This is a genomic window from Gemmobacter sp. (assembly GCF_016792925.1).
GTDB lineage: Bacteria > Pseudomonadota > Alphaproteobacteria > Rhodobacterales > Rhodobacteraceae > Gemmobacter.
On the sequence record NZ_JAEULU010000054.1, the window covers coordinates 1 to 9,770 of the forward strand.

General features: G+C 69.8%; 8 protein-coding genes. 4 read left to right on the forward strand and 4 right to left on the reverse strand.

Features of this window, described 5'->3' with window-relative positions; translation table 11 throughout:
* On the reverse strand, nucleotides 1-2,412 hold a 2,412-nt coding region (locus JNN06_RS02960; RefSeq protein WP_291238109.1), incomplete at its 3' end, for a hypothetical protein.
* A gap of 175 nt (nucleotides 2,413-2,587) precedes the next feature.
* Here JNN06_RS02960 and JNN06_RS02965 point away from each other — a divergent pair.
* A complete protein-coding gene (locus JNN06_RS02965; protein WP_291238110.1) occupies nucleotides 2,588-3,316 on the forward strand; it encodes an SIMPL domain-containing protein in 729 nt (242 codons plus the stop codon).
* Nucleotides 3,317-3,366: 50 nt separating this feature from the next.
* Here the strand turns inward: JNN06_RS02965 and cobT are convergent, their stop codons facing one another.
* Nucleotides 3,367-4,377, reverse strand: a complete 1,011-nt coding sequence (cobT, locus tag JNN06_RS02970; protein ID WP_291238111.1) for a nicotinate-nucleotide--dimethylbenzimidazole phosphoribosyltransferase — start codon at nucleotides 4,375-4,377, stop codon at nucleotides 3,367-3,369.
* Between the two features lie 81 nt (nucleotides 4,378-4,458).
* Between cobT and cobS the strand changes: the two genes are divergently transcribed.
* Nucleotides 4,459-5,202, forward strand: a complete 744-nt coding sequence (gene cobS / locus JNN06_RS02975) for an adenosylcobinamide-GDP ribazoletransferase (protein ID WP_291238112.1) — start codon at nucleotides 4,459-4,461, stop codon at nucleotides 5,200-5,202.
* A gap of 100 nt (nucleotides 5,203-5,302) precedes the next feature.
* Here the strand turns inward: cobS and JNN06_RS02980 are convergent, their stop codons facing one another.
* Together JNN06_RS02980 and JNN06_RS02985 are read right to left on the reverse strand one after the other, a co-directional pair.
* Nucleotides 5,303-6,271 (reverse strand): alpha/beta hydrolase, encoded by a 969-nt coding sequence (locus tag JNN06_RS02980; protein ID WP_291238113.1) that lies wholly within the window; start codon nucleotides 6,269-6,271, stop codon nucleotides 5,303-5,305.
* A complete protein-coding gene (locus JNN06_RS02985) occupies nucleotides 6,271-6,555 on the reverse strand; it encodes an SCP2 sterol-binding domain-containing protein (RefSeq protein WP_291238114.1) in 285 nt (94 codons plus the stop codon). The genes JNN06_RS02980 and JNN06_RS02985 overlap by 1 nt, the downstream gene beginning before the upstream one ends.
* 74 nt (nucleotides 6,556-6,629) lie before the next feature.
* Between JNN06_RS02985 and JNN06_RS02990 the strand changes: the two genes are divergently transcribed.
* A complete protein-coding gene (locus JNN06_RS02990) occupies nucleotides 6,630-7,211 on the forward strand; it encodes a tetratricopeptide repeat protein (RefSeq protein ID WP_291238115.1) in 582 nt (193 codons plus the stop codon).
* A gap of 9 nt (nucleotides 7,212-7,220) precedes the next feature.
* Nucleotides 7,221-9,770, forward strand: a 2,550-nt coding sequence (locus tag JNN06_RS02995; protein WP_291238116.1) for a helicase-related protein, incomplete at its 3' end; no start/stop codon positions are given.

Consider the following 9,770-nt stretch of genomic DNA (forward strand, 5'->3'; position numbering starts at 1 on the left):
CAGCCCGTCGGCGCCGAATTCGTATTGCGTGCCAAAGGGCGGCGGCGGCACGGCGGGCGCGGGCAGCGCATCGACGCTGGCCTGCGCGGGCGGCAGGGTCAGCGCATCCGAGGCCTGCGGCGGCGCATCGTTGGAGGACAGGATGATTTCGTCCTGCTCGCCCGCCAGCGCGACCGGCACGGGGCCGGTTTCGGCAACAGAACCGGCGGCGGGCGCAGGGTCTGCCGCTGGTTCTGCCGCTGGTTCCGGGGCAGGCTCTGCGGTGGCCAGCACCTCGCCATCGGCGGCGGCCTCGTCATCGGGCGAGGGTTGACCGGACGAGAGTTGATCAGCAGCAAGGGTCGCATCGCCGGGCGGGACGCCCTCGGGCAGGGCTGCGGCGACCGCCTCTGGCGCGGCTTCTGATGTGGCGTCTGGCGCTGTTTCCGGCGCCGCCTCGGGCAGCAGCGCGGCCTGATCGACCGGCGCCGCCAGCGGGGTCTCGGCGGGCGCGTTCATCCGCGACAGCGCGATGGAGGACCAGGCACCGATGATCGCCAGCGCGAGCAACAGCAGGCCGGTCAACACCAGACCCAGATAGCGCGGCTTGCCCCGGCGCATGTCGGGGCGGCCGCGCAGCGTGGTGGTGGCCGTGGCCTGCGTTTCGGCGGGGGGCGCGGTGACAAGGGTGCTGGTGGCGGCTTTGGCAGGCTTGGCCTTGCCCTTCACCGCCCCGAGACCGGCAATGCCCGGCGCCGTCACCAGCCCGGCCAAAGCGCCCTTCCCCGGCTTGGCCGAGGCCTTGGCCCTGGCAGGCGCGGCGGCGGGGGCTGCGGCAGGCAGCGTGGCGGGCTTGCCGGGGCGCTGCGGCGCAGCCCCCAGCGACGCCGCCCCGCCAGCCCGTGCGGCCAGCACCGGCGCGGCGGGCGGCGGCGGCAGGTCTGCCGTCGCCTCGGGCGACAGATCGGAGGCCAGATCGGCTCGGGCCAGCAGCTCTTCCAGATCGGGCGCATAGGGGCGCGCCTCGGCGGCCGAGGCGGCCGTGGCGGGCGGCACCAGCGGCGCCGCAGGGGCGCGGCGATGCGGCGTGACCGAGGTGACGGCCAGCTTCGGCGCCTTGCCAGAGGGCTGCGACGGCGCGGCTTGCTGCGGCACGGTTTGCGGCACGGGGTCGATGTCTTCCAGCTCGTAGCCGTCATCCACTGCGATGAAGGGGGCCTCGGGCATGGGCGGGATGTCGGCGGCCAGCGCCCGCGCCAGCAGGTCGGGGGGCAGCACCTCTGGCAGGGGCGCGTCTGGCAGAGGTGCTTCCGGCAGGGCCATTTCCGGCGGCGCTGCCGGGGCGGCGGGCGGCATGGCGGCGGGCGGCGCGGCGCTGACCTCGGGTTCCAGCCCCGGTTCGGGCGGCGGGGTCCAGGGTTTGTTGCGGCGCGGCGGCGTGGTGACTGGCGGAATGACCTGAGGCCCCGGCGGCAAAACCGGCTGCGGCGCGGGCTCCGGCAGGCCCAGATCGAAGGCCGCCTGACGCTGCGGCGCGGGCGTCAGCTTGGGCTCGGGTTCCGGTTCGGGCGTTTCGGCCAGCAGAATATCCTGCACCGCCACCGTGTCGAACGCGCTGAGCGGCGCGGCTTCGGGGGGAATGGGCTCGGCGGGAGGAGCTTCGGCGGAAACGGGGTCTGGGGATGGGGCCTCGGGCAGCGGCTCGGGCTCCTGCCAGACCAGAGGCGGCGGCTCGGCGGCCAAGGGCGCCGGGATGGCGGCGTCGGGCAGCTCTGCGCCGGCAGGCGCCAATGCGGGCATCTCCGGTTCCGGCATCTCGGGTTCGGGCAACTCCGGCTCGGGCAGCTCCGGCTCGGGGAAAGCGCTGGCGGCATCCGGGCGCAGCGGGCGGGTCATGACCCGCACGGCCTCGATGTCGCGCTCCACCGCCTCGCCGGGCGGCAGCAGGCTGGCCGCCATCGCCGTGGCGCCAAACCACGGCTCGCCGGCAAAACGCGCCGGGTCGGGATGGGCGGCAAAGGAGATCGGGTTGAAGCGATGCTCGGCGGCGAAGGCCTCGGCCTCGGCCAGCGTCTCGCGGGCGATGACGGCGACCTGCACCTTGCGCCCCTCGCCCGCCCAGTCGAACACCAGATCGGCGACATCATAGGGGGTGCGCCCCTCCAGCGCGCGGCGGATCTGCCCCTCGCGCACGGAATCAGAGGGGCCGGGCGCCTCGATCTCCAGATAAAGGATCTGATCCTCGGGCAGCACCAGCTTGCTGGTGACACCATGGGGCGCCAGACCCAGGGCCGAGCGGCGCAGGTAACTCAGCGCCTCCGGCAGGTCCGGGGCGTCGAACGGGGTCGTGCCGATTTCCAGCCAGCCCCGCGCGGTGCGGTGCAGAAGGCCGATACTGTCGGACGTGAAGGTCAGGGCGAAATTCGGTTTCATTGCCTTGGGTCTAGCACAGCTGGGGACGGAGGAGGGAGTCGCTCGCGGCATGTGGGGCGAGCAGTATAGCAGCTTTCCGCCGAAAGGAAGAAAAACACCCGTGAAGGCGCCAAGGATCGGCTTTCCGCCCGCGTCATAAGCTGTGAATGTCGCAAAACGTCAAGGAGGACGAGAAATGCGTGCAGGCAAGATGCGTTTGGGTGCGGTGATGCTGGCGGTGGCGCTGGCGGGAACCGCGATGATGCGCCCGGTTTGGGCGGATGCGGGGATGGCGACGATGCAGGCAGGCGAGATCACGGTGACCGGCGAGGGCCGGGTGTCCAGCGCGCCGGATATGGCGATGATCCATCTGGGCGTGACGACCGAGGGCGACACGGCGGCGGCGGCGCTGGCCGCCAATTCGGCCGAGATCGCCAAGGTGCTGGCGAACCTGACGGCGGCGGGGATCGAGGGGCGCGATGTGCAGACCACCGGCCTGTCGATCAACCCCAACTGGCAAAGCAATGCCTCGGGCGTGTCGTCGATCAAGGGCTATATCGCCTCGAACACGGTGACGGTGCGGGTGCGCGCGCTGGAAACCCTGGGCACGCTGCTGGATGCCGCCGTGAAGGATGGCGCCAATACGCTGAACGGGGTGGAATTCGGCCTGCAACAGCCCGAGCCGGTGATGAACGAGGCCCGCAAGGCGGCGGTGGCCGATGCGAAGGCGCGGGCAGAGCTGATCGCCGGGGCAGCCGGGGTGAAGCTGGGCGCGATCAAGTCGATCACCGAGGGCGGCGCGGCGCCCATGCCGATGCCGATGATGCGCATGGCCGCCGATGCGGCGGCGGGCGCGGTGCCGGTGGCCTCGGGCGAGGTGGGCACCACGGCGCAGGTCACGATCGTCTGGACGCTGGCGCCGTAAGGGACGGCAAGCGGGCGGAGGGGCTTGCCCCCTCCCCCCAGATTGACGGCTCAGGCGTCCGAGACGCCCGCCTCGGCAAAGGTCGCCATGCCGGAATGGCAGGCCACCGCGCCTTTCAGCACCCCGATGGCCAGCGCCGCGCCCGAGCCTTCGCCCAGACGCAGGCCCAGCTCCAAGAGCGGCGACAGGCCCAGCTTCGAGAGCAGCGCCCGATGCGCGGCCTCGGCGCTGGCATGGCCCGCCACGCAATGATCCAGCGCGCCGGGCGCGGCCATGGCGAGGGTGGCGGCGGCGGCGGTGCAGATGAAGCCATCGAGAATCACCGGGATGCGCAGGGCATGGGCGCGGGCAATGGCACCCGCCATGGCGGCAATCTCGCGCCCGCCAAGGGCAGCCAGCACCGCCAGCGGATCGCGCGAAGGGTTGGCGGCCAGCCCCTCGGCCACCACCTGCGTCTTGATCGAGAGCCCGTGATCATCGACGCCGGTGCCGCGCCCCGTCCATTCGCCGGGCGCACCGCCAAACAGCGCACAGGCGATGGCGGCGGCGGCAGTGGTATTGCCAATGCCCATTTCGCCCACCACCAGCAGATCGGCGGCGGGGTTCACCGCCTGCCAGCCCGCGTTCAGCGCCGCCACCACCTCGGGTTCCGACATGGCCGGGCCTTGGGTGAAATCGGCGGTCGGGCGGTCCAGCTCCAGCGCATGAACGGCCATTTCGGCGCCGAAAGCCTTGCAAAGCTGGTTGATCGCGGCGCCGCCCGCCTTGAAATTCGCCACCATCTGCACCGTCACCTCGGCCGGGAAGGCCGAAACGCCGCGCGCGGTGACACCGTGATTCCCGGCAAAGATGATGACCTGCGGATGGGCCAGCACCGGGCGGGCATCGCCGCGCCAGCCGGCATACCAGATCGCCAGATCCTCCAGCCGCCCCAGCGCGCCCGGCGGTTTGGTCAATTGCCCATTGCGCGCCCGCGCCCCTTCCAGCGCGGCGGCATCCGGGCCGGGCAGGCCATTCAGCAGAGCGCGAAACTCGGACAGGGTGGCGAAAGCGGCGGTCATGGCGGGAACTCCGGTTGATCCTCTGGCCCGCCTTGGCTACCCAAGCGCAAGGGCAATGACCATCCCGGAAAGGGCATCCTGATGCAGCCAAGCGACCTGATGCGCGATTTGCGGGCGGCATTTGCGCTGCTGACGCGGCTGCCGCTGCCGCCACCTGCCAGCTTCCCCACCCCGCCCGCCTGCTGGGCTTGGCCCTTGGCGGGGGCGGTGGTCAGCGGTCTGGCGGCGGGCGGGGCGATGCTGGCGCTGGCGGCGGGGCTGACGCCGGGGCTGGCGGCGGCGGGGGCGCTGATGATCGCCACGCTCGCCACCGGGGCGCTGCATGAGGATGGTCTGGCCGATTGCGCCGACGGCTTCTGGGGCGGCTGGACCCGCGAGCGGCGGCTGGAGATCATGAAGGACAGCCAGATCGGCAGCTATGGCGTGCTGGCGCTGCTCCTTGTGACGCTGGCGCGCTGGTCGGCTTTGAGCAGCCTGCTGGCCGCAGGACACTGGCCCGCGCTGATCGCAGCGGGGCTTTTGTCGCGCGTGCCGATGGCCGCGCTGATGGCGGCGCTGCCCAATGCGCGGGGCAGCGGGCTGGCGGCCTCGGTCGGGCGGCCCCGGGCCGGGCAGGCCGGGCTGGCGGCGGGGCTGGCGCTGGCGGGGGCGCTGGCGCTGACAGGGCCAGCGGCGCTTGCACTGGCGCTGGCGGTCACCGCCACCAGCCTCGCTCTCGCGGCGCTGGCCCGCCGCAAGATCGGCGGTCAGACCGGCGATGTGCTGGGGGCAAGCCAGCAGCTTGCGGAACTGGCCGCCCTATCTGTGAGCGTGGCGCTGTTGTAACCTGCGGGATTTGGATATTTGGGCCAAGATGAAGCGCAACCGTGCCTCTTCATCTTGGTCTAAATATCCATCTTTTCGACAGCTCCGCACATGCGGGTTGTCAGGACTGGCGCCCGAACAGCGCCAGCGTGGCGGCGGTGAAGCGGTCGCGATGCACCGGGCGCTCCATCAGGATTTCATGTTCGGCCCCGGCATGGATTTCCAGCTTGCCGCCCGGCCATTCGGCCATGCGGCGGCGGATCGCCTGTTTGCACACGATGCGTTCGCGCGTGCCCATCGCCACCAGCGCGGGCAAGTTGGGGCTCGGGCGGCGGGCCAGATCGGTCATTTCGCGGAAGGCGGCATCCAGCCAGGTGATCGAGGGGCCACCCAGATTGAGGTCGGGATGCGCGGTCAGGTGCTGGCGCATCCAGTGCCACATCTCGGGGTCGCGGGTCAGCATGTTCCAGCGGAAGGCGGCTTGCAGCACATAACCCGCGCGGGTGGTGGTGGGCGTCAGCATCGCGCCCTGCCCGCGCCCATGCAGGCTGGTCGCCAGCCGCGCCGCCATGCCCTGTGGCAAGGGGAAGGCCCGGATGCCCCACATCGGCGCCGAAAACGCCGCCGAGGCGACCGGCAGCCCGTCATGGAGCGCGCGCAGGCCAATACAGCCGCCCATGGAATGCGACAGCAGGTGCAGCGGCTGCGGCAGGCCGCGCGCCTGCACGAAGCCCATCAGCGCCGCGACATCGGCCTGATATTCGGCAAACTCGGCCACATGGCCGCGCAGCGGTTCGGGATGGTGGCGGCTGGAGAGGCCCTGCCCGCGCCAGTCCAGCGTGGCGACATGCCAGCCCGCCGCCACCAGACGCGCCGCGACCGGCCCGAATTTCTCGATATATTCCGACCGGCCATTGAAGATCAGCACGGTTCCGCGGGCGGCCCCCGTCGCCGGCCCCATCGCGGGCCAATGCGCCAGCCGCAGGCGCGCGCCGTCGGGGGTGGTGACGAAGACCGCCTCGCCCCCCTCCGGCCCGACCCCGTCGGGGCCCCGCGCCGCCTGTTCGTAAAGCGGCGCCGCCTGCGTCATCAGCCCAGCACCGCGCCCAGTTGCATGGCCAGACCCATATTGCCATCCACCGACAGCTTGCCGGTCATGAAGGCGGCGGTCGGGTTCATCTCGCCGTCGAGAATCGCCCGGAACACTTCGGCCTCGGCGGTGAGCGTCACATCGGCCTCTTCATCGCCCGCGCGCACGCCGCTTTGGTCGATCATGATCGCGCCCTCGCCGGGGATCACGAATTTCGCCACGCCGTCAAAGCTGGAAACCTTGGCCGACAGGCCCTCGACGGCCTTGGTAATCACGTCGCTCATCTCTCTCTCCGATCTTCCCCTGAAAGTGAGCAGGGGGTTCTGGCTTTTCCGTCCCTCTGCGCTACACTGCAAGCATGAAAGCCGCGTTACCACTACACAAGTTTGTCGTTGCGGCATTTGCTGCGGGGCTGGCCCTTGCCGTTGCGGCAGGGCCGGGTCTGGCCGGGCCGAAGGAAGACGCGGCCGAGTTGGACCGGCTGTTCGCCGCGCTGAAAGAGGCCGATGCCGCCGATGCGGGCATGCTGGAATCGGATATCTGGCGGCTGTGGTCGCGCTCGGGCTCGCCCGCCATGGACCTGCTGCTGGAGCGGGGCGAGAAGGCCGTGGCGCAGGGCGATTACGAGGCGGCGCTGGATCATCTGACCGCGCTGACCGATCACGCCCCCGATTTCGCCGAAGGCTGGAACCAGCGCGCGATCGCGTGGTTTCACCTGGGCCGCTTCGGGCAATCGGTGGAGGATATTCGCCGCACCCTGGCGCTGAACCCGCGGCATTTCGGCGCGATGGTGGGCTTTGGCGCCATTCTGGAGGCGATGGAACGACCCGATCAGGCGCTGGAGGTCTACCGTGCCGCCCTTGCTATACATCCCCATCTGGAGGGGATAGACGAGGCGGTGAAGCGTCTGGAGGCCGAGGTCGCCGGGCAGGAACTTTAAGGCGGCAGAATGGCTTTCAACTCGCGCGTGACGGCGGTGCTTGGCCCGACCAACACCGGCAAGACGCATTACGCCATCGAACGGATGCTGGGCCACCGCACCGGGGTCATCGGCCTGCCGCTGCGCCTGCTGGCGCGCGAGGTCTATGACCGCATCGCGAAGGCGCGCGGGCCTTCGGTGGTGGCGCTGGTGACCGGCGAGGAGCGCATCGTGCCGGAGCGCACCCAGTATTGGGTCTGCACCGTCGAGGCGATGCCCACCGATATTGGCGCCGATTTTCTGGCGATTGACGAGATCCAGCTGTGCGGCGACCCCGAGCGCGGCCATGTGTTCACCGACCGGCTGCTGCATGCGCGCGGGCTGGTGGAGACGATGTTCCTGGGGTCCGACGTGATGCGCCCGGCCATTGCGGCGCTGGTGCCGCAGGCGCAATTCGTGCGGCGCGAGCGCTTTTCGCAGCTGAGCTATACCGGCCAGAAAAAGATCAGCCGGATGCCGCCGCGTTCGGCCATCGTGGGCTTCTCGGTCGATGATGTTTACGCCATTGCCGAGCTGATCCGCCGCCAGAAGGGCGGCTGCGCGGTGGTGATGGGGGCGCTGTCGCCCCGCACCCGCAATGCGCAGGTCGCCATGTATCAGAATGGCGAGGTGGATTATCTGGTCGCCACCGATGCCATCGGCATGGGGCTGAACCTCGACATCAAGCATGTCGCCTTTTCGGCCACCCACAAGTTTGACGGGCGGCGGATGCGGCCCCTGTTCCCGCATGAGCTGGGCCAGATCGCGGGCCGTGCCGGGCGCCATACCGAGCCGGGCAGCTTTGGCGTGACCGGCGAGGCCAGCCCCCTGGACGAAGACCTTGTGGCGGCCATCGAGGACAGCCGCTTTGCCCCGGTGAAAAAGCTGATGTGGCGCAATCCGGCGCTGGAATTCGGCACGGTGGACCGGCTGATCGCCTCGCTGGAGGCGCCCACCCAGAATGAATGGCTGCTGCGCACCCGCGATTCCGACGATCTGCTGGCGCTGAAGGCCTTGGCACAGATGGAGGGCGTGCGCGCCCGCCTGACCAGCCCGCAAGCCGTGCGGCTGATCTGGGATGTCTGCCGCATCCCCGATTTCCGCTCCACCACCGGCGCCGACCACGTGCAGCTGCTGCAACGGCTGTTCGGCTTTCTCCATGAGGGGAAAATTCCGGCGGATTGGCTTTCCAAAGCGGTTGCACGCATAGATAGAAGCGACGGGGATAATGACGCCATCTCGAAACGGCTGGCCTATAACCGCACCTGGACCGATGTTGCGCAGCGCAAGGGTTGGGTCGAGGACGAAATCCATTGGCGCGACGAGACCCGCGCTGTAGAAGACCGCCTGTCGGATGCGCTGCACGCGCGGCTGACGCAAAGATTTGTCGACCGGCGCACTTCGGTGCTGATGCGGCGGTTGAAACAGAAGGAGAGCCTTGTGGCTGAGGTGAATGACAAGGGTGAAGTGATGGTCGAGGGCGAATTCGTCGGCCGTCTGGAGGGGTTCCGCTTCCGTCAGGATGCCTCGGCCTCGGGCGAGGAGGCGCGGGTGATGCGTCAGGCGGCAGTGCAGGCGCTGCGGCCCGAATTCCACCTGCGGGCGGACAAGTTCTATAACGCGCCCGATACCGAGATGGATTTCACCGAACAGGGCGGCCTGATGTGGGGCGGCAATGCGGTGGGCAAGCTGGTGGCGGGCGCTGACGCGATGAAGCCCGGCGTCGAGGCTTTCGTCGATGAGGAAGCCGGGGCCGATGTGGCCGAAAAGGTGAAGCGCCGCTTGCAGCATTTCATCGACCGCAAGGTGGCGGCCCTGTTCGAGCCGCTGCTGGCCCTCGGCCGGGATGAGGCGCTGCAAGGGCTGGCGCGCGGCTTTGCCTTCCGGCTGGTCGAGGGTCTGGGCGTTGTCACCCGCGAAAGCGTGGCCGATGACGTGAAGGCGCTGGATCAGGAGGCGCGCTCCAGCTTGCGCAAGCATGGCGTGCGCTTTGGCCAATACACCATCTTCCTGCCGCTGCTGTTGAAACCCGCGCCGACCCGGCTGCGGCTGGTGCTGTGGTCGCTGGCCAAGGGCTTGCAGGAATTCCCCGAAAGCCCGCCTCCGGGCCTCGTGACCATTCCCAACATCGCGGAAGTGCCGAAAGAGCATTACACGCTGGCCGGCTATCGCCCGGCAGGCGCCCGCGCCATCCGCATCGACATGCTGGAGCGTCTGGCCGATCTTTTGCGCGCCAAGGACAGCCGCGCGGGCTTTGAGGCCACGCCGGACATGCTGTCGATCACCGGCATGACGCTGGAGCAATTCGCCGATCTGATGGGCGGTCTGGGCTACAAGGGCGAGAAGGCCGAGCGCGTGAAGCAGCGCGCCCCGGTCGCCCCGGCAGTCGTCGAGGGCAGCACCGCGCCGATCCCGGAGGAGGTCTCGGTTCTGGCCCCCGCCCCGGAAGAGGCCGCGCCAGTGACCGAAGGCGCGGCGGAAGGCGAAGCCGTGGCCGAGGCCCCTGCCCCGGAGATGGAAACCTTCTACACCTTCGTCTGG

Excerpts from the sequence above, each read along its gene's own strand:
- JNN06_RS02985 (WP_291238114.1), bottom strand. The coding sequence starts at position 6,555 with ATGAGCGACGTGATTACCAAGGCCGTCGAGGGCCTGTCGGCCAAGGTT.
- JNN06_RS02990 (WP_291238115.1), top strand. The coding sequence starts at position 6,630 with ATGAAAGCCGCGTTACCACTACACAAGTTTGTCGTTGCGGCATTTGCT.
- cobS (WP_291238112.1), top strand. The coding sequence starts at position 4,459 with ATGCAGCCAAGCGACCTGATGCGCGATTTGCGGGCGGCATTTGCGCTG.
- JNN06_RS02965 (WP_291238110.1), top strand. The coding sequence starts at position 2,588 with ATGCGTGCAGGCAAGATGCGTTTGGGTGCGGTGATGCTGGCGGTGGCG.
- cobT (WP_291238111.1), bottom strand. The coding sequence starts at position 4,377 with ATGACCGCCGCTTTCGCCACCCTGTCCGAGTTTCGCGCTCTGCTGAAT.
- JNN06_RS02980 (WP_291238113.1), bottom strand. The coding sequence starts at position 6,271 with ATGACGCAGGCGGCGCCGCTTTACGAACAGGCGGCGCGGGGCCCCGAC.